At 68.7% G+C, this 18,810-nt stretch carries 22 protein-coding genes; 19 read left to right on the top strand and 3 right to left on the bottom strand.

The features are described from left to right. Positions 1 to 3: 3 nt before the first annotated feature. The 15 genes from rplR to SPRI_RS15495 all read left to right on the top strand — a co-directional run bounded on the left by rplR (position 4) and on the right by SPRI_RS15495 (position 10,931). Positions 4 to 387, top strand: coding sequence for a 50S ribosomal protein L18 (gene rplR, locus SPRI_RS15565; protein WP_005313533.1), 384 nt, complete (start codon positions 4 to 6; stop codon positions 385 to 387). 46 nt (positions 388 to 433) lie between these two features. Next, positions 434 to 1,039, top strand: coding sequence for a 30S ribosomal protein S5 (gene rpsE, locus SPRI_RS15560; protein WP_005313527.1), 606 nt, complete (start codon positions 434 to 436; stop codon positions 1,037 to 1,039). Beyond that, a complete protein-coding gene (rpmD, locus tag SPRI_RS15555; RefSeq protein ID WP_005313525.1) occupies positions 1,039 to 1,221 on the top strand; it encodes a 50S ribosomal protein L30 in 183 nt (60 codons plus the stop codon). Before rpsE ends, rpmD begins: the two co-directional genes overlap by 1 nt. A 1-nt stretch (position 1,222) precedes the next feature. Next, the gene (rplO, locus tag SPRI_RS15550) at positions 1,223 to 1,678 is read left to right on the top strand and encodes a 50S ribosomal protein L15 (protein ID WP_005313522.1); all 456 of its coding nucleotides are present in this window, start codon (positions 1,223 to 1,225) and stop codon (positions 1,676 to 1,678) included. A 222-nt stretch (positions 1,679 to 1,900) separates the two neighbouring features. Next, complete coding sequence (gene secY / locus SPRI_RS15545; RefSeq protein ID WP_005313519.1) at positions 1,901 to 3,220, top strand: preprotein translocase subunit SecY; 1,320 nt, start codon at positions 1,901 to 1,903, stop codon at positions 3,218 to 3,220. Next, positions 3,220 to 3,885: an adenylate kinase gene (locus SPRI_RS15540; protein ID WP_005313516.1), complete on the top strand. Its 666-nt coding sequence runs from the start codon at positions 3,220 to 3,222 to the stop codon at positions 3,883 to 3,885. Before secY ends, SPRI_RS15540 begins: the two co-directional genes overlap by 1 nt. A gap of 109 nt (positions 3,886 to 3,994) precedes the next feature. Further along, complete coding sequence (gene map, locus SPRI_RS15535; RefSeq protein ID WP_005313513.1) at positions 3,995 to 4,831, top strand: type I methionyl aminopeptidase; 837 nt, start codon at positions 3,995 to 3,997, stop codon at positions 4,829 to 4,831. Between the two features lie 184 nt (positions 4,832 to 5,015). Then, positions 5,016 to 5,237, top strand: coding sequence for a translation initiation factor IF-1 (gene infA / locus SPRI_RS15530; protein ID WP_003956442.1), 222 nt, complete (start codon positions 5,016 to 5,018; stop codon positions 5,235 to 5,237). A 57-nt stretch (positions 5,238 to 5,294) separates the two neighbouring features. Further along, positions 5,295 to 5,408 (top strand): 50S ribosomal protein L36, encoded by a 114-nt coding sequence (rpmJ, locus tag SPRI_RS15525; protein ID WP_003956441.1) that lies wholly within the window; start codon positions 5,295 to 5,297, stop codon positions 5,406 to 5,408. Positions 5,409 to 5,593: 185 nt separating this feature from the next. Further along, complete coding sequence (gene rpsM, locus SPRI_RS15520) at positions 5,594 to 5,974, top strand: 30S ribosomal protein S13 (protein WP_005313488.1); 381 nt, start codon at positions 5,594 to 5,596, stop codon at positions 5,972 to 5,974. Positions 5,975 to 6,041: 67 nt separating this feature from the next. Beyond that, a complete protein-coding gene (gene rpsK, locus SPRI_RS15515; RefSeq protein WP_003956432.1) occupies positions 6,042 to 6,446 on the top strand; it encodes a 30S ribosomal protein S11 in 405 nt (134 codons plus the stop codon). A 142-nt stretch (positions 6,447 to 6,588) separates the two neighbouring features. Then, positions 6,589 to 7,611, top strand: coding sequence for a DNA-directed RNA polymerase subunit alpha (locus SPRI_RS15510; RefSeq protein ID WP_003956430.1), 1,023 nt, complete (start codon positions 6,589 to 6,591; stop codon positions 7,609 to 7,611). Between the two features lie 107 nt (positions 7,612 to 7,718). Beyond that, positions 7,719 to 8,219, top strand: a complete 501-nt coding sequence (rplQ, locus tag SPRI_RS15505) for a 50S ribosomal protein L17 (protein WP_005313485.1) — start codon at positions 7,719 to 7,721, stop codon at positions 8,217 to 8,219. 79 nt (positions 8,220 to 8,298) lie between these two features. Further along, a complete protein-coding gene (gene truA / locus SPRI_RS15500; RefSeq protein WP_005313482.1) occupies positions 8,299 to 9,159 on the top strand; it encodes a tRNA pseudouridine(38-40) synthase TruA in 861 nt (286 codons plus the stop codon). Positions 9,160 to 9,260: 101 nt separating this feature from the next. Further along, positions 9,261 to 10,931, top strand: coding sequence for a hypothetical protein (locus SPRI_RS15495; RefSeq protein ID WP_159039476.1), 1,671 nt, complete (start codon positions 9,261 to 9,263; stop codon positions 10,929 to 10,931). Between the two features lie 282 nt (positions 10,932 to 11,213). On the opposite strand, the gene SPRI_RS15490 is transcribed toward SPRI_RS15495, so the two are convergent. After that, positions 11,214 to 12,194 (bottom strand): hypothetical protein, encoded by a 981-nt coding sequence (locus tag SPRI_RS15490; RefSeq protein ID WP_005313477.1) that lies wholly within the window; start codon positions 12,192 to 12,194, stop codon positions 11,214 to 11,216. Positions 12,195 to 12,250: 56 nt separating this feature from the next. Here SPRI_RS15490 and SPRI_RS15485 point away from each other — a divergent pair, with 56 nt between their 5' ends. The 4 genes from SPRI_RS15485 (at position 12,251) to glmM (ending at position 16,635) form a co-directional block, all read left to right on the top strand. Further along, positions 12,251 to 13,873 (top strand): ABC-F family ATP-binding cassette domain-containing protein, encoded by a 1,623-nt coding sequence (locus SPRI_RS15485; RefSeq protein WP_005313474.1) that lies wholly within the window; start codon positions 12,251 to 12,253, stop codon positions 13,871 to 13,873. Between the two features lie 262 nt (positions 13,874 to 14,135). Further along, the gene (rplM, locus tag SPRI_RS15480) at positions 14,136 to 14,579 is read left to right on the top strand and encodes a 50S ribosomal protein L13 (RefSeq protein ID WP_005313471.1); all 444 of its coding nucleotides are present in this window, start codon (positions 14,136 to 14,138) and stop codon (positions 14,577 to 14,579) included. Between the two features lie 42 nt (positions 14,580 to 14,621). Continuing rightward, positions 14,622 to 15,140, top strand: coding sequence for a 30S ribosomal protein S9 (gene rpsI, locus SPRI_RS15475; protein WP_053557020.1), 519 nt, complete (start codon positions 14,622 to 14,624; stop codon positions 15,138 to 15,140). 136 nt (positions 15,141 to 15,276) lie between these two features. Further along, a complete protein-coding gene (glmM, locus tag SPRI_RS15470) occupies positions 15,277 to 16,635 on the top strand; it encodes a phosphoglucosamine mutase (protein ID WP_005313469.1) in 1,359 nt (452 codons plus the stop codon). An 88-nt stretch (positions 16,636 to 16,723) separates the two neighbouring features. On the opposite strand, the gene SPRI_RS15465 is transcribed toward glmM, so the two are convergent. Both SPRI_RS15465 and coaA read right to left on the bottom strand, forming a co-directional pair. Next, positions 16,724 to 17,671 (bottom strand): DUF389 domain-containing protein, encoded by a 948-nt coding sequence (locus SPRI_RS15465; RefSeq protein ID WP_005313466.1) that lies wholly within the window; start codon positions 17,669 to 17,671, stop codon positions 16,724 to 16,726. A gap of 11 nt (positions 17,672 to 17,682) precedes the next feature. Next, entirely contained in the window at positions 17,683 to 18,678 is a 996-nt protein-coding gene (gene coaA / locus SPRI_RS15460) for a type I pantothenate kinase (protein WP_005313463.1), read from the bottom strand. Between the last annotated feature and the right edge of the window lie 132 nt (positions 18,679 to 18,810).

Genomic DNA, 18,810 nt, shown 5'->3' with positions numbered 1-18,810 from the left:
GCCATGGCATACGGTGTGAAGATTGCCAAGGGCGACGCGTACAAGCGCGCCGCCATCAAGCGCCGCCACATCCGCGTCCGCAAGAACGTCTCCGGTACGCCGGAGCGTCCGCGCCTGGTCGTGACGCGTTCCAACCGCCACATCGTGGCCCAGGTCATCGACGACATCGCGGGCCACACGCTCGCGTCGGCGTCGACCCTGGACACCTCGATCCGTGGTGGCGAGGGCGACAAGAGCGCCCAGGCCAAGCAGGTCGGTTCCCTGGTCGCCGAGCGCGCCAAGGCCGCCGGCGTCGAGGCCGTCGTGTTCGACCGTGGTGGCAACAGGTACGCCGGGCGCATTGCCGCTCTGGCTGACGCCGCCCGCGAAGCCGGGCTGAAGTTCTGAGCCCCGGTTCCGGGACTAACGGACGTAACAGAGAGAGGTAAATCCAATGGCTGGACCCCAGCGCCGCGGAAGCGGTGCCGGTGGCGGCGAGCGGCGGGACCGGAAGGGTCGCGACGGTGGCGCAGCTGCCGCCGAGAAGACCGCGTACGTTGAGCGCGTTGTCGCGATCAACCGCGTCGCCAAGGTTGTCAAGGGTGGTCGTCGCTTCAGCTTCACCGCGCTCGTCGTGGTGGGTGACGGTGACGGCACCGTAGGCGTCGGTTACGGCAAGGCCAAGGAGGTGCCGGCCGCCATCGCCAAGGGTGTTGAGGAGGCCAAGAAGCACTTCTTCAAGGTCCCCCGTATCCAGGGCACCATCCCTCACCCGATCCAGGGTGAGAAGGCTGCCGGCGTCGTCCTGCTCAAGCCGGCTTCCCCCGGTACCGGCGTTATCGCCGGTGGCCCGGTGCGCGCCGTGCTCGAGTGCGCGGGCGTGCACGACATCCTGTCGAAGTCGCTCGGCTCGGACAACGCGATCAACATCGTGCACGCGACCGTGGCGGCCCTCAAGGGCCTGCAGCGTCCCGAGGAGATCGCGGCTCGCCGTGGTCTGCCCCTCGAGGACGTCGCCCCCGCGGCTCTGCTCCGTGCGCGTGCGGGAGCGGGTGCGTAATGGCCCGCCTCAAGATCACGCAGACGAAGTCGTACATCGGCAGCAAGCAGAACCACCGTGACACCCTGCGTTCGCTCGGGCTCAAGCGCCTGAACGACGTGGTCGTCAAGGAGGACCGCCCCGAGTTCCGCGGAATGGTTCACACCGTCCGCCACCTCGTGACGGTCGAGGAGGTCGACTGACATGGCGGAGCAGAACCCGCTGAAGGTCCACAACCTCCGTCCCGCCCCGGGCGCCAAGACCGCCAAGACCCGTGTCGGTCGTGGTGAGGCGTCGAAGGGTAAGACGGCCGGTCGTGGTACCAAGGGCACCAAGGCCCGTTACCAGGTTCCGGAGCGCTTCGAGGGTGGGCAGATGCCCCTCCACATGCGTCTCCCGAAGCTCAAGGGCTTCAAGAACCCGTTCCGCACCGAGTACCAGGTCGTGAACCTGGACAAGCTCGCGGCCCTCTACCCCGAGGGTGGCGAGGTCACCGTTGCCGACCTGGTCGACAAGGGTGCCGTGCGCAAGAACAGCCTCGTCAAGGTCCTGGGCCAGGGCGAGATCTCCGTGGCGCTGCAGGTGACGGTCGACGCCGTCTCCGGTTCCGCCAAGGAGAAGATTGCCGCCGCCGGCGGCACCGTCACCGAGCTCGTCTGAGACGACTCGATGGCTTGAACATCCGACCGGGGATGCCTCTCATAAGGGGCATCCCCGGTTGGTCGTTCCTTGGGGGGCACGGTCGCCGGTAAGGTGTCGTGCGTTGTTAACTTCAGCCCGGTGTGCCTACTGGCGCCCCGTGCGGATTTTGCCTGATACGTATTCGTCGATCCTCAAGACCGTCACCTCTGACGCAGTAGCGCGGGGGTCGCAGGAGGCACCGTGCTCACCGCGTTCGCCCGGGCGTTCAAGACGCCCGACCTGCGCAAGAAGCTGCTCTTCACACTGGCCATCATCGTTCTGTACCGACTCGGGTCACACATCCCGGTACCCGGTGTCAGTTATCAGAATGTCCAGATCTGTGTCGACGCGGCCACGAAGGGCAACAACAGCCTGTTCGGGCTGGTGAACATGTTCAGCGGCGGAGCGCTGCTGCAGATCACCATCTTCGCGCTCGGCATCATGCCGTACATCACGGCGAGCATCATCCTGCAGCTGCTGACCGTGGTCATCCCGCGGCTGGAGGCCCTCAAGAAGGAGGGTCAGTCCGGCACGGCGAAGATCACGCAGTACACGCGTTACCTGACGGTGGCGCTCGCGGTGCTGCAGGGTACCGGCCTCGTCGCCACCGCCCGGAGCGGCGCGCTCTTCGCCAGCTGCCCCGTCGGCAACGAGATCGTGCCGGACCGCTCGATCTTCACCACCATCGTGATGGTCGTCACCATGACCGCCGGTACCGCGGCCGTCATGTGGCTCGGTGAGCTCATCACCGACCGCGGCATCGGCAACGGCATGTCGATCCTCATGTTCATCTCGATCGCCGCCGGCTTCCCGGGCGCCCTGTGGGCGATCAAGGAGAGCGGCAAGCTCGCCCAGGGCTGGATCGAGTTCGGCACGGTCATCCTGATCGGCTTCGTGATGGTGGGGCTGGTCGTCTTCGTCGAGCAGGCCCAGCGGCGCATCCCGGTGCAGTACGCGAAGCGGATGATCGGTCGCAGGTCGTACGGCGGTACGTCCACCTACATCCCGCTCAAGGTGAACCAGGCGGGTGTGATTCCCGTCATCTTCGCCTCGTCGCTGCTGTACATCCCGGCGCTCGTCGCGCAGTTCTCGAACTCGCAGTCCGGCTGGAAAACCTGGATCGAAGCCCACTTCGTCAAGGGTGATCACCCCTACTACATCGTCACGTACTTCCTTCTGATCGTGTTCTTCGCCTTCTTCTATGTGGCGATCTCGTTCAACCCCGAGGAAGTCGCGGACAACATGAAGAAGTATGGTGGCTTCATCCCGGGTATCCGGGCCGGTCGACCTACTGCCGAGTATCTGAGCTACGTGCTCAACAGGATCACTTGGCCGGGCTCGCTGTACCTGGGTCTGATTGCTCTTGTCCCGACGATGGCGTTGGCAGGCTTCGGCGGCGCGAACCAGAACTTCCCGTTCGGCGGGACGAGCATCCTCATCATCGTGGGTGTGGGTCTGGAGACCGTGAAGCAGATCGAGAGCCAGCTCCAGCAGCGCAATTACGAAGGGTTCCTCCGCTGATGCGAATCGTCCTCGTCGGACCGCCCGGTGCCGGGAAAGGGACGCAGGCTGCGTTCCTCGCCAAGAACCTGTCGATCCCGCACATCTCCACGGGCGACCTGTTCCGCGCCAACATCTCCCAGGGCACCGAGCTGGGGAAGCAGGCCAAGGCGTACATGGACGCCGGCAACCTGGTCCCCGACGAGGTGACCATCGGGATGGCCAAGGACCGCATGTCCCAGCCGGACGCCGTGGGCGGCTTCCTGCTCGACGGCTTCCCGCGCAACGTGGGCCAGGCCGAGGCGCTGGACGAGATGCTCAAGGGCGAGGGCGTCCAGCTGGACGCCGTGCTCGACCTGGAGGTCCCCGAGGACGAGGTCGTCAAGCGGATCGCCGGACGCCGTGTGTGCCGCAACAACAGCGCGCACGTCTTCCACGTGACGTACTCCCCGGCCAAGGCCGAGGGCGTCTGCGACGAGTGCGGCGGCGAGCTGTACCAGCGCGACGACGACTCGGAGGAGACGGTCCGCAAGCGGCTCGAGGTCTACCACACGCAGACCGAGCCGATCATCGACTACTACAGGTCCCAGGGCCTGGTGGTCACCATCTCCGCGCTCGGCAAGGTCACCGATGTGACCGCCCGGGCGATGGAGGCCCTCCAGGTGGACAAGGCCGCCCAGGCCTGAGCACCTGCGAGGCAGTTCTCTCGAGAGTTACGGCCGCGGTGTCCTTCGGACGCCGCGGCCGTATCGTTGATAAGCCCGGAACCACTTGTCCAGAAAGGCGCCCGCCGCAATGGTGCAGATCAAGACCCCCGAGCAGATCGCGAAGATGCGCGAGGCGGGACTGGTCGTCGCCGCCATCCACGACGCGACCCGCGAGGCCGCGGTGCCCGGCGCCACGACCAAGGACCTCGACGAGGTCGCCCGCAAGGTGATCGCCGACCACGGCGCGAAGTCGAACTTCCTCGGCTACGGGGGCTTCCCCGCGACGATCTGCACCTCGGTCAACGAGGTCGTCGTCCATGGCATCCCGGACGACAAGACCGTCCTCAAGGACGGCGACATCATCTCCATCGACTGCGGCGCCATCGTCGACGGCTGGCACGGGGACGCCGCCTACACGGCCTTCGTGGGCAGCGGGCACGCTCCGGAGCTCCTCGAGCTGTCCCGGGTGACCGAGGAGTCGATGTGGGCCGGCATCGCAGCGATGAAGAACGGCAACCGGCTCGTCGACGTCTCCCGTGCCATCGAGACCTACATCCGCCGCCAGCCGCGTCCCGCGACCGGCAAGTACGGGATCATCGAGGACTACGGCGGCCACGGCATCGGCACCGAGATGCACATGGACCCGCACCTGCTGAACTACGTCTCGCGCAAGCGCGGCAAGGGCCCGAAGCTGGTCCCCGGCTTCTGCCTGGCCATCGAGCCGATGGTGTCGCTCGGCACGCCGCACACGGAGGTCCTCTCCGACGACTGGACGGTCATCACCACCGACGGCACCTGGTCCTCGCACTGGGAGCACTCCGTCGCGCTGACCGAGGAGGGCCCGCTGGTCCTGACCGCCCACGACGGCGGCAGGGCGAAGCTGGCTGAGCTGGGCATCACGGCGGCACCGGACCCGCTGGCATGACGCGCGGCGGCCGCCGCGCGTCTTCCGTCGCGCACGCCGCTTAACGATCTCCTACGTTGGGCAAACTTGCCGGATTCGTCTTTTCGAATGGCCTGACGTAGACTGATGCGTCGGCTCTCGTGTACCCGTGTGTCCGCACGCGGGGACGGGAGTCGATCAAGGTAGCCGATTCGAAAGGCGAAGCGTGGCCAAGAAGCAAGGTGCCATCGAAATCGAGGGCACCGTGATCGAGTCCCTCCCGAACGCCATGTTCAAGGTGGAGCTCCAGAACGGTCACAAGGTCCTCGCGCACATCTCCGGCAAGATGCGGATGCACTACATCCGTATCCTCCCGGACGACCGGGTCGTCGTGGAGCTCTCCCCGTACGACCTGACGCGTGGCCGGATCGTCTACCGGTACAAGTAGATCTTGTCGCACCCCCATCGCGGGGTGTCGGCACTGACCCGGAGAACCTCACATCCCATGAAGGTCAAGCCGAGCGTCAAGAAGATCTGCGACAAGTGCAAGGTGATCCGCCGTCACGGCCGGGTCATGGTCATCTGCGACAACCTGCGCCACAAGCAGCGCCAGGGCTGACGCACGCCGACCGACCTGCACCCGCAGTTCTTCGCGCGACGCAAGCAATACGTACATACGCAGAACCCGCCCAGCCCGCAAGGGTCGGCGGCACCTCCGGCGGGGGCCGGGGACCTCGCTCGTACCTCGTACGGCGAACGGGGAGCGGTTCTGTGGCAGACCCCCGAACACACAGGAGCCATTGAATGGCACGCGTTTCCGGTGTTGACATCCCGCGCGAGAAGCGTGTGGAGATCGCACTCACCTACGTCTTCGGTATCGGGCGTACCCGGTCCAAGGAGATCCTCGCCTCGACCGGCGTGAACCCGAACACCCGCGTTCGTGACCTGGCCGAAGAGGACCTGGTCAAGATCCGCGAGTACGTGGACGCCAACCTCCAGACCGAGGGTGACCTCCGCCGCGAGATCCAGGGCGACATTCGCCGCAAGATCGAGATCCAGTGCTACCAGGGCATCCGTCACCGTCGTGGCCTGCCCGTGCACGGACAGCGGACCAGCACGAACGCCCGTACCCGCAAGGGCCCGCGTCGCGCCATCGCCGGTAAGAAGAAGCCGGGCAAGAAGTAGTCCTCAGCGGACGCTTTACCAAGCGGTCTTCGCTGTAGGACCGACCACCTCCCCGTAGGAGTAATAGATGCCCCCCAAGGGTCGTCAGGGCGCTGCCAAGAAGGTGCGCCGCAAGGAAAAGAAGAACGTCGCTCACGGCCACGCGCACATCAAGAGCACGTTCAACAACACGATCGTGTCCATCACGGACCCGAGCGGCAACGTGATCTCCTGGGCCTCCGCCGGCCACGTCGGCTTCAAGGGCTCGCGCAAGTCCACCCCCTTCGCCGCGCAGATGGCCGCCGAGTCGGCCGCCCGTCGCGCGCAGGAGCACGGCATGCGCAAGGTCGACGTCTTCGTCAAGGGTCCCGGCTCCGGCCGTGAGACCGCGATCCGCTCCCTCCAGGCCACCGGCCTCGAGGTCGGCTCGATCCAGGACGTCACCCCCACGCCGCACAACGGCTGCCGTCCCCCCAAGCGGAGGCGCGTCTGACCCTGGGTGCGGGACGCATCCTGGTCGACGTAGGGCTTTCGGGCGGTAGGTCCCATCTGGGGGCGTACCGCCCGTACCCTTGCAGTACGCAGTACCTGTCGGGTGTCAAATAGCGGGCATCCATGACTGAAGGAAACACACCATGCTTATCGCTCAGCGTCCCTCGCTGACCGAAGAGGTCGTCGACGAGTACCGCTCGCGGTTCGTGATCGAGCCCCTCGAGCCGGGCTTCGGTTACACCCTCGGCAACTCGCTCCGCCGTACGCTCCTCTCCTCGATCCCGGGTGCGGCCGTCACGTCCATCCGCATCGACGGTGTCCTGCACGAGTTCACCACCGTGCCGGGCGTCAAGGAGGACGTCACCGACCTCATCCTGAACATCAAGCAGCTGGTCGTCTCCTCGGAGCACGACGAGCCGGTCGTGATGTACCTGCGCAAGCAGGGTCCCGGCCTGGTCACCGCTGCTGACATCGCCCCGCCGGCCGGTGTCGAGGTGCACAACCCCGACCTGGTGCTCGCCACGCTCAACGGCAAGGGCAAGCTGGAGATGGAGCTGACCGTCGAGCGCGGTCGCGGCTACGTCTCCGCCGTGCAGAACAAGCAGGTGGGCCAGGAGATCGGCCGTATCCCGGTCGACTCCATCTACTCGCCGGTCCTCAAGGTCACCTACAAGGTCGAGGCGACCCGAGTCGAGCAGCGCACCGACTTCGACAAGCTGATCGTCGACGTCGAGACCAAGCAGGCCATGCGCCCGCGTGACGCCATGGCGTCCGCCGGTAAGACCCTGGTCGAGCTGTTCGGTCTGGCCCGTGAGCTCAACATCGACGCCGAGGGCATCGACATGGGCCCGTCCCCCACGGACGCCGCCCTTGCCGCCGACCTGGCGCTGCCGATCGAGGAGCTCGAGCTCACCGTTCGTTCGTACAACTGCCTCAAGCGTGAGGGCATCCACTCCGTGGGTGAGCTCGTGGCGCGCTCCGAGGCCGACCTGCTCGACATCCGCAACTTCGGTGCGAAGTCGATCGACGAGGTCAAGGCGAAGCTGGCCGGCATGGGCCTGGCCCTCAAGGACAGCCCGCCCGGATTCGACCCGACCGCCGCCGCCGACGCCTTCGGCGCCGACGACGACGCGGACGCGGGCTTCGTCGAGACCGAGCAGTACTGAGAAGGCTTGCGGGGAGCTCCGGCTCCCCGCACACCCTCCGGCGACCGCCAGGAGGGAACTGACACCGGTACCTGACACGGCCGGTGCAGATCACAAGGAGAAACCCCATGCCGCGTCCCACCAAGGGAGCCCGTTTCGGTGGCAGCGCCGCTCACGAGAAGCTTCTTCTCGCGAACCTGGCGAAGTCGCTGTTCGAGCACGGCCGCATCACCACGACCGAGGCCAAGGCCCGCCGCCTGCGTCCGGTCGCCGAGCGCCTGATCACCAAGGCGAAGAAGGGCGACATCCACAACCGTCGCCTGGTGCTGCAGACGATCACGGACAAGGGCATCGTGCACACGCTCTTCACCGAGATCGCTCCGCGTTACGCCGAGCGTCCGGGTGGCTACACCCGTATCACCAAGATCGGCAACCGTCGTGGCGACAACGCCCCGATGGCTGTGATCGAGCTCGTCGAGGGCGAGATCGCGAAGAAGGCGACCGTGGCCGAGGCCGAGGCCGCCACGAAGCGCGCGGTCAAGGAGGACGCCCTCAAGAAGGACGCGTCCGACGAGGCTGCGGAGGCGAAGGCCGACGAGGCTCCGGCCGAGGAGTCCAAGGACGCCTGAGCCTGATTTCAGGTTCGTCGAGCGGGCCCGTTCCCATGGGGGGCGGGCCCGTTCCGCGTGAGTTGAGAGGATGGGTCGCGTGAGCGACGAGGTGAAGCCCGGCTTCGTACGGGTGCGGCTGGATCTTTCGTACGACGGCAAGGACTTCTCCGGCTGGGCGAAGCAGGCCGGCGGCCGGCGGACCGTGCAGGGCGAGATCGAGGACGCCCTGCGGACGGTGACCCGCTCGGGGACGACGTACGAGCTGACCGTCGCCGGACGCACCGACGCCGGCGTGCACGCCCGCGGCCAGGTGGCGCACGTGGATCTGCCCTCGGAGCTGTGGGCGGAGCACCGGGAGAAGCTGCTCAAGCGGCTGGCGGGCCGGCTCTCGCGCGATGTGCGGATCTGGAGCGTGGCGGAGGCGCCCGAGGGCTTCAACGCGCGCTTCTCGGCGATATGGCGGCGCTACGCGTACCGGGTGACGGACAACCCCGGTGGCGTCGACCCGCTGCTGCGCGGCCATGTGCTGTGGCACGACTGGCCGCTCGACGTGGCCGCGATGAACGAGGCCTCCGCCGGGCTGGTGGGGGAGCACGACTTCGCGGCGTACTGCAAGAAGCGTGACGGCGCGACGACCATCCGCACGCTCCAGCAACTGTCGTGGGAACGCGACCCGTCCGGCGTCATCACAGCGACCGTGAAGGCCGACGCCTTCTGCCACAACATGGTGCGCTCGCTGGTCGGCGCGCTGCTGTTCGTCGGCGACGGTCACCGGCCCGCCGAGTGGCCCGCGAAGGTCCTGGCGGCCGGCGTCCGCGACTCGGCGGTGCACGTGGTGCGCCCGCACGGGCTGACGCTGGAGGAAGTCGGCTACCCGGCCGACGAGTTGCTCGCCGCGCGGAACAAGGAGGCGCGGAACAGGCGTTCGCTGCCGGGCCTGTCGACGGGCTGCTGCTGAATCAGGGCTCCCAGGGCAACCATTGCCTTTCCGGACGGTCTTGCATGTGGACGTGACACGGCGTTCAAGTGGCCGGACGGAGTGGGGCAGGGGTGAGTGCCATGGTGGGGAGAAGAACGCTGCGGCGTCTCCTAGGAGGTGTCGCCGCCTTCGGGACGGCCGTCGCCCTCCTGGGCGGTTCCGTGGGGACGGCGCAGGCAGAGGAGCCCGACTACCGCATCCGCCTCGACGCCGAGCTGGGGCTCCCGCTCCCGGGTTCCACACTCCAGCAGCCCTATTTCTTCGCGAGGCTGGACGGACCGGTGGGCGACACCGGACCCAGGGACTACGTCTTCACCTACGACTTCAGCGAGATCGCGGACTTCGTGGACGTCAAGGTCAGGTCGGTGGACGACCACTGCGCCATCGCCGGCACCAAGATGATCTGCCGGGAGACCGTCGAGGGGGAGGACACCCTCATCGGCGTCCCGGAGCTCCGCGCCGCAACGGGCAGCAAGAACGGGCAGAGCGGCACCCTTCGGGTGGTCGGCGAGTCCGAGGGCATCACGGTCCAGGGCGCCTCGACGCTCGTCCGCGTGGGCGGTCCGGATCTCGCCGCCGTCCGTGTGGACCTGAAGGAGCGGCCGGCGGTCGGTGAGGTACAGCGGCCGAGGTTCGCCTTCGTCAACAAGGGCACGCTCCCGGCCCAGGGGGTGCTGCTCGCGCTGACCACCACCCGGGGGATGGAGCTTCCCCGCACCGCGGGGAACTGCGAGTACGCGGACCTGCCCGGGCCGGCCAGGACCGGATTCGCGCTCTGCGCCTTCGAGGGAACCTTCGAGCCCGGCTCCACCTACCGGATCGACCGCGGCATGGAGTTGAAGACCCTGGAGCGGGCGTTCGTCGACCAACTCGGCTACGGCTTCCACGAGGACACGCCCGCCGAGCGCGAACGGCTGCGGGACGGGCTGACGTTCACCCGCGGGACAGGACCTTCGGTCGCCCTCGAGAAGGTGGGCGCCGGCACCCGGTCGACCGACCTGTACATCTGGGACAACCAGGGGTGGTACGAGCCCCAGGCCGTGAACACGGCCGACTTCCAAGCGGTCGGCGACGTCGCGGAGGGCGAGAAGGGCGAGACCGTCACCGTCGATCTGGGCTTTCGCAACAACGGTCCGGCCTGGGTCACCGGCGGCAGCGGGGGTGACCCGCGCACCGTGGGCGGGGTCCAGTTCACGGTGCCGGCCGGCACCAGGGTGACGTCGTACCCGAAGGGCTGCGGCGGCTACTCGGCAGACGGCAAGAACTGGATCGGCGACAAGCCGGGCGCTCCCGTGTACCGCTGTATGTTCGGCGAGTTCGTCCTGGAGGACGAGCGGCACGAACTGCCCTTCGAGCTGACGATCGAGAAGGGCGTCGAGAACTCCAAGGGCGAGATCAGGGTCGTCTCGTTCTACTACGGCGGCCACTCCCGGCACGACGAGACCCCGGACAACGACAAGGCGGCTGTCGTGGTGAACCCGAAGGACGTGCCGCCCGGTGACACGACCGGTGGTTCGACGGGTGGCTCCAGCGGCGGGTCCGCCACGGGCGGGTCGGCCGGTGGCTCCTCGGCCGGGCCCGTCACGGGCGGGTCGACCGGCGGTCCGGCCACCGGGTCCGCGAACGGAGGCCTGGCCGCGACGGGTTCGTCGGCGCTGGTGGCCGGTCTCGGCGCCGCGGCGGCGGTCGTGGCGGGCGGCGTCCTCTTCGTCGCGGCACGGCGGCGCAGGGCGGTCCGACGGCCGCTGTGACGGTGGGACACGACGGAGGGGCGGGCGCCGGTGGCGCCCGCCCCCTTCGGTGAACCGTCTCAGGCGGTGCGGCGGCCGCGCGCCCACAACCACGGGCCGCCGCCAAGTGCCGCGGTGAGTTCCGCGTCCCCGCCGGCCGTCGGCGCGGAGGAGCCGGTGGCCGCGTGACGCACCCCTGGGGAGCGTGACCCCGACGGTGCCGGCCCGCTGTGCGGGGGAGCGTGGCCTCGACGGTGCCTGCCTTGCTGTGCGGGGGAGCGCGCCGTCACGCGCGCTCGCCCGCTACTGCGCCGGAGCGGAGGCCGCCGCGGAGGCCTGCGCCTCGCCGCGGCGGACGATCTGACGGAACGTGAACTCGCCGAGGTCGTCGCCCGTCTGGAAGGCCTTGGTGTCCTGCTTGGTGACGGACTTGGCCGTGGTGTAGCCGGTGGTCGTGAAGTAGGCGTAGCGGCCGTAGGCGTTGAACGTGGAGCGGCACACCGGGCCGCCCTTGCAGAACGCGGGCACGCCCGCGCCCGGCAGCGGCACGACGCTGCCCGACGCCTGCTGGAGGGCCTTCTTCGCCTTCGCCTCGTTCTCGAAGGTGGCGACGGCGATCGTGACCGCGATGCCGTCCTTGCTGTAGGTGGCGCGGAAGACCTGCTCGCAGCCGTTGCTCTCGAGGGCGGTCGCCAGGGCGCCCTTGACGGCGGAGGCGCAGTTGCCGGTGCGGGCCAGCGCGCCCTTGTCGTAGACGCGGTCGCCCATCGTCAGCTTCCTGCCGGGGAAGAGCGTCTCGGCGCTCAGCGGCAGGGTGTCCTTCTTGCGCTCGGAGATGAATTCCTTCGGGTCCGGCGGCGGCAGCGGGGCCACGGACGAGAACGACGGCTCCGGCGCGGTGGTGTTCTGCGGCAGTTCCGGCGGTGCGGGCAGCTGGCTGCTGTTCTTGTCGGAGGCGCTGTCGTCGCCCTCCTTGTTGGACGAGACGATCGCGGTCGCGACGGCGCCGGCTATGAGCGCGGTCGCGAGTGCGCCGCCGCCGACCATGAGCCAGCGCCTGCGGCGGGCGCGGGCGGCCGAGGCGTCGGCGAGCGCGGCCCAGTCGGGCGTACCGTCACTGCCCGACCGGTCGCCGAACGGCTCGAAGGAGTCCTGCCCGTACTGGTTCCGACCGTACCGGCCCGGGTCCTGGCCGTACTGGTTCTGTCCGTACTGGCCCTGGTTGTACGGGTTCTGGTCCTGTCCGCCGGACCCCCACTGTGGTCCCCCCTGCCCAAAGCTCATGCCGCGCATCCTAAACCTGTTGGGCGGGACCGGTCCCGGCAGTCAGAATCGGCCCCATGGGACATGTAGAGGCCGCGCATCTCGAGTACTACCTGCCGGACGGGCGTCCGCTCCTCGCCGACGCCTCGTTCCGGGTCGGTGAGGGCGCGGTGGCGGCGCTGGTGGGGGCCAACGGCGCCGGCAAGACCACGCTGCTGCGGCTGATCGCGGGGGAGATCCAGCCGCACGGCGGTTCGGTGAGCGTCAGCGGCGGGCTCGGCGTGATGCGGCAGTTCGTCGGCTCGGTCCGCGACGAGCGCACCGTCCGGGATCTCCTGGTGTCGGTGGCGCAGCCACGCATCAGGGAGGCGGCGGCCGCGGTGGACTCCGCGGAGCACGCGATCATGACGGTCGACGACGAGGCCGCGCAGATGAGGTACGCGCAGGCGCTGAGCGACTGGGCGGAGGCGCGAGGGTACGAGGCGGAGACCGTCTGGGACATGTGCACCACGGCGGCGCTCGGAATGCCGTACGAGAAGGCGCAGTGGCGCCAGGTCCGGACGCTCTCCGGGGGCGAGCAGAAGCGGCTCGTGCTGGAGGCGCTGCTCCGCGGCCCCGACGAGGTGCTGCTGCTCGACGAGCCGGACAACTATCTGGACGTGCCCGGCAAGCGCTGGCTCGAGGACCGGCTGAAGGAGACCCGTAAGACCGTTCTGTTCGTCTCCCACGACCGGGAACTGCTGGCCAGGGCGGCGGAGCGGATCGTGGCGGTGGAACCGGGACCGGCCGGCTCGGACGTGTGGATCCACGGCGGCGGCTTCGCCACGTTCCACGAGGCGCGGCGGGAGCGCTACGCGCGTTTCGAGGAGCTGAAGCGGCGCTGGGACGAGGAGCACGCCCGGTTGAAGGCGCTGGTGCTGCGGCTGAGGCAGCAGGCGGCGAACAGCCCGGACATGGCCTCGCGGTACCGGGCGATGCAGACCCGCTTCAAGAAATTCGAGGAGGCCGGCCCGCCGCCGGAGCCGCCGAGGGAGCAGGACATCAGGATGCGGCTGCGGGGCGGACGCACCGGCGTCCGCGCGCTGACCTGCAAGGGGCTGGAACTGTCCGGTCTGATGAAGCCCTTCTCGCTGGAGGTCTTCTACGGGGAGCGGGTGGCGGTCCTCGGTTCCAACGGGTCGGGCAAGTCGCACTTCCTGCGGCTGCTGGCGGGTGACGCCTCCGTGGCCCATACGGGGGAGTGGAAGCTGGGCGCACGGGTCGTGCCCGGGCACTTCGCCCAGACCCACGCCCACCCCGAGCTGCTGGGCCGCACGCTCGTCGACATCCTGTGGACGGAGCACGCCAAGGACCGCGGCGGGGCGATGTCCGTCCTGCGGCGCTACGAACTCGAGCGCCAGGGGGACCAGCCCTTCGAGAAGCTCTCGGGCGGGCAGCAGGCGCGCTTCCAGATCCTCCTGCTGGAGCTCGCGGGGACCACGGCCCTGCTGCTCGACGAGCCGACGGACAACCTCGACCTGGAGTCGGCGGAGGCGCTTCAGGAGGGGCTGGAGGCCTACGACGGCACGGTCCTGGCCGTGACGCACGACCGCTGGTTCGCGCGCTCCTTCGACCGGTACCTGGTCTTCGGCTCCGACGGGGTCGTCCGCGAGACACCGGAGCCGGTGTGGGACGAGCGGCGCGTGGAGCGGGTGCGCTAGCCCGCGAAAAGGGGCGGTCCGGCTCCCGCGTGCCGGGGGCCGGGGACCTGTTTTGACCCGCCAGGGGGCAGGCAGGTATTCTACTGGTTCGTTATGCGTATTGGCTTGCTCTATCTCACGTGAGGGGCCCTTACGCCGGTCCACCGGGCCGATGACCAGCGGCAGGCATTCGGGTTGCGTCCCCGCGTGCCGCCAGGGCTGTCGTGATCGTCCGGGTGGCCTTGTCAGGACCACACTCACTGAAGAAGCGAAGGCTACGACCGTGCGTACGTACAGCCCCAAGCCCGGCGATGTCACGCGCCAGTGGCACATCATCGACGCGCAGGACATCGTCCTGGGCCGTCTGGCGACTACGGCAGCGAACCTCCTCCGGGGCAAGCACAAGCCGACCTATGCCCCGCACATGGACATGGGTGACTTCGTCATCATCATCAACGCCGAGAAGGTCCACCTCTCCGGCAACAAGAAGACTCAGAAGATGGCGTACCGCCACTCCGGTTACCCGGGTGGTCTGCGTTCCGTCCGCTACGACGAGCTTCTTGCCAAGAGCCCGGAGAAGGCTGTGGAGAAGGCCATCAAGGGCATGATCCCCAAGAACACCCTGGGCCGTCAGATGCTCTCGAAGCTGAAGATCTACGCGGGTGACCAGCACCCGCACGCTGCTCAGCAGCCGGTCCCGTTCGAGATCACCCAGGTCGCGCAGTAGTTCCGGCCACCCCCTAAGACGAAAAGAAATCTGAGGAGAATCGTGGCCGAGACCACTGTTGAGACCCCCGTCGAGGGCGAAGAGACCTACGCGGAGGTCACCACCTTCGAGTCGGACGCCCCGGTCGAGGGTGAGTACACCACCGAGTCCATGGCGTCCCGCTTCGGCGACCCGCAGCCGGCCGCCGGCCTGGGCCGTCGCAAGAACGCCATTGCCCGCGTCCGGATCGTTCCGGGCACCGGCAAGTGGAAGATCAACGGTCGCACCCTCGAGGACTACTTCCCGAACAAGGTGCACCAGCAGGAAGTCAACGAGCCCTTCAAGGTGCTCGAGCTCGACAACCGCTACGACGTCATCGCCCGTATCTCGGGTGGCGGCGTGTCCGGCCAGGCCGGCGCCCTGCGCCTCGGTGTGGCCCGCGCGCTGAACGAGGCCGACGTGGACAACAACCGCGGCGCCCTCAAGAAGGCCGGCTTCCTCTCCCGCGACGACCGTGCGGTCGAGCGCAAGAAGGCCGGTCTCAAGAAGGCCCGTAAGGCCCCGCAGTACAGCAAGCGCTAAATCGCAGGCTGGCCTGCAGACATCCTGTACGGCTTTTCGTTCGCCCCGGCGGCACTCCGTGCTGCCGGGGCGTTCGTCTATCGACCACCTCGGGCGAACAACGGTTCGAGCATTCAGCATTCTCGGAGGAACAACAGTGGGACGACTCTTCGGTACGGACGGTGTACGCGGCGTCGCCAACGCGGATCTGACGGCGGAGCTCGCGCTCGGCCTGTCGGTCGCGGCGGCACATGTGCTCGCTGAAGCGGGCACGTTCGCGGGCCATCGCCCGACCGCGGTGGTCGGCCGCGACCCCCGCGCATCCGGAGAGTTCCTGGAAGCCGCCGTGGTGGCGGGCCTGGCGAGCGCGGGCGTCGACGTGCTGCGCGTCGGCGTGCTGCCGACCCCGGCGGTGGCGTACCTCACCGGGGCGCTCGGCGCCGATCTCGGTGTGATGCTCTCCGCGAGTCACAACGCCATGCCGGACAACGGCATCAAGTTCTTCGCCCGCGGCGGCCACAAGCTCGCGGACGAGCTCGAGGACCGTATCGAGCAGGTCTACGAGCAGCACCGGACCGGCGAGCCGTGGGAGCGTCCGACGGGCTCGGGCGTCGGCCGGGTGAGCGACTACGACGAGGGCTTCGACAAGTACGTGGCCCACCTGATCGCCGTGCTGCCCAACCGTCTCGACGGCCTCAAGGTCGTCCTCGACGAGGCGCACGGCGCCGCCTCCCGCGTCTCGCCCGAGGCGTTCGCGCGGGCCGGCGCGGAGGTCGTCACGATCGGTGCCGAGCCCGACGGGCTCAACATCAACGACGGCTGCGGGTCCACCCACCTCGAGATGCTGAAGGCCGCCGTCGTCGAGCACGGGGCCGACCTCGGCGTCGCGCACGACGGTGACGCCGACCGCTGCCTCGCGGTGGACGCGCAGGGCAACGAGATCGACGGGGACCAGATCCTGGCCGTGCTGGCGCTCGCCATGCGCGAGGCGGGAACGCTGCGCGGCAACACCGTCGTCGCCACCGTGATGTCCAACCTGGGCTTCAAGCTGGCGATGGAGCGCGAGGGCGTCGAGCTGGTGCAGACGGCGGTCGGCGACCGATATGTCCTCGAGGCCATGAAGGCGCACGGCTTCGGCCTCGGCGGTGAGCAGTCCGGCCATGTGATCGTGCTCGACCACGCCACGACCGGCGACGGCACGCTGACCGGTCTGATGCTCGCGGCGCGGGTCGCGGCGACCGGCCGGACGCTGGCCGACCTGGTGGGCGTGATGGAGCGCCTGCCGCAGGTCCTCGTGAACGTGCCCGACGTGGACAAGTCCCGGGTGCAGACCTCCGCCGAGCTCTCGCACGCGGTCGCAGAGGCCGAGCGCGAGCTCGGCTCCACCGGCCGGGTGCTGCTGCGTCCCTCCGGCACGGAGCCGCTGGTGCGGGTCATGGTCGAGGCCGCCGACATCGAGCAGGCGCGGTGCGTCGCGGGCCGGCTGGCCGACGTGGTGAAGTCCGCGCTCGGCTGAGTCGGGCCGCCGGGTCACACCGCAGAAGTACGTACGCCCGGTCGGGGACCTGTGTCCCGGACCGGGCGTCCGTGTGTCCGCGCCGGTGTCACCCGACCCCGGCGGCCGCGGTGCTCCGGCGCTTCCTGGCCCAGAAGAACTTCTGGGCCAGCAGCGTCAGCGTCCCGGCCAGCACGATGCCCAGCAGGTTCAGCAGCAGCTGCTCGGTCGAGCCCCAGGCCTGTCCGTAGTAGCTGTAACTGAAGGCGACCGCCGCGTTCGCCGCGGCGGGCACCGTGGTCACGGAGATGGCGACGCCGACCAGGGCGCCCGACTTCGACGAGGTGAGCGACAGCATCCCGGCCGTGCCGGCCAGCAGGGCGACGACGAAGGAGAACCAGTCCGGGTTGTAGATGAAGCTGGTGTTGGGGCGTTCCGCCTTCAGCTTCGACAGCTCGAAGAGGTTCACCGCGTCCATGAAGTGGCTGAAGCCCACCGTCACCAGCATCGCCGCGGCGAACCCGGCCATCAGCGCCACGAACGAGCGCATCGCGAGGCGTGGGGCGCGGCGGACGATGGCCGTGCAGAAACCGGCCAGCGGGCCGAACTCCGGGCCGACCGCCATCGCTCCCACGATCAGGATCGCGTTGTCCAGCACCACACCACAGGCGGCGATCATCGTCGCCAGCGTGAGGAACGCGATGTAGGTGACGCTGAGGGTCGACTCCTCGTGCGTGGCGTCCGACAGCTGCTCCCACAGGACCGCGTCCGCGGCCTCGCCGGGCGCCGCCTTCTCGGCCCGGTCCGCGCGGTGCGACAGGGAGAGATCGATGTTCTCCACGGCGACGGAGCCGCATTCGTCGATGCCCAGGTCGCGCAGTGCGGCGAGCAGCTCGTCACCCGCCTCGCGCGCGACGTCGCACATCACCAGATCACCCTGCGGGTCACGGGCGGCCCCGGGGACGACCGCGAGATGCGCCGTGCCCACCGTCTTCTCGAGCAGACCGATCACCTCCGCGGTGCGGTCGGCAGGGGTGATCAGACGCAGATGCAGCACGCCGGAGTCTCCTAGAGCTTGCGCAGTGACAGCCGCTGCACCTTGTGGTCCGGGCCCTTGCGCAGCACCAGTGTGGCGCGGCCGCGGGTGGGAGCCACATTCTCCAGCAGATTGGGCTTGTTGATGGTCCGCCACATGGTGCGGGCGTAGTCGAGTGCCTCCTCCTCGGAGACCTGCGTGTACTTCCTGAAGTAGGAGAAAGGATTCTGGAACGCCGTCTCCCGCAGCTTGCGGAAACGGTTGAGGTACCAGGTCTCGATGTCCTCCGGCCGGGCGTCGACGTACACGCTGAAGTCGAAGTAGTCGGCGAGACCGACCCGGGTCCGGCCGTCCTTGCCGGGCAGCGCCGGCTGGAGGACGTTCAGCCCTTCGACGATCAGGATGTCCGGGCGGCGCACGGTCAGACGCTCGTCCGGGACGATGTCGTAGATGAGGTGGGAGTAGACCGGTGCCGTGACCTCGTCCTTGCCCGCCTTGATGTCCGCGACGAACCGGGTCAGCGCCCGGCGGTCGTACGACTCGGGGAAGCCCTTGCGGGACATCAGCCCACGGGCCTTGAGCTCCTTCATGGGAAGCAGGAACCCGTCGGTGGTCACCAGCTCCACCCGCGGATGCTCGGGCCAGCGCGCGAGCAGGGCCTGGAGGAGCCGGGCGACGGTCGACTTGCCGACGGCCACGGAGCCGGCGACCCCTATGACGAAGGGCGTGCCGCGCTGTTCACCGTGGCCGCCTCCCGCGTCGCCGAGGAAGGTGTTGAGGGCGCCGCGGAGGCCGGCGCTGGCCTGGACGTAGAGGTTCAGCAGTCTGGACAGCGGGAGGTAGACGTCCCGCACCTCGTCGAGGTCGATGACGTCGCCGAGCCCGCGGAGCTGCTCGACCTCCTCGGCACTGAGGGGCAGCGGGGTTCTCTCGCGCAGGGCGCTCCACTCCGCGCGGGTGAGGTCGACGTACGGCGTCGACGCGTGCTCGGCCCGGCGGTGGGCGCTTCGTGGCGGCGAAGTGATCACAGGGCCATTGTCGTGGGTGCGACTCGGTTATGGGTGGTGTGCTCGGTCACGCGGGGCGGGCCCCGCCGCGGCCGTCCCCGGTGGAATGTCAGTGGCGTGCGTCACAGTTATGGGTGAGGTGGGCGCCGACCC

The sequence above is a fragment of the Streptomyces pristinaespiralis genome (assembly GCF_001278075.1).
Classification (GTDB): domain Bacteria; phylum Actinomycetota; class Actinomycetes; order Streptomycetales; family Streptomycetaceae; genus Streptomyces; species Streptomyces pristinaespiralis.
This window is presented reverse-complemented; position numbering and strand designations above follow the sequence as displayed.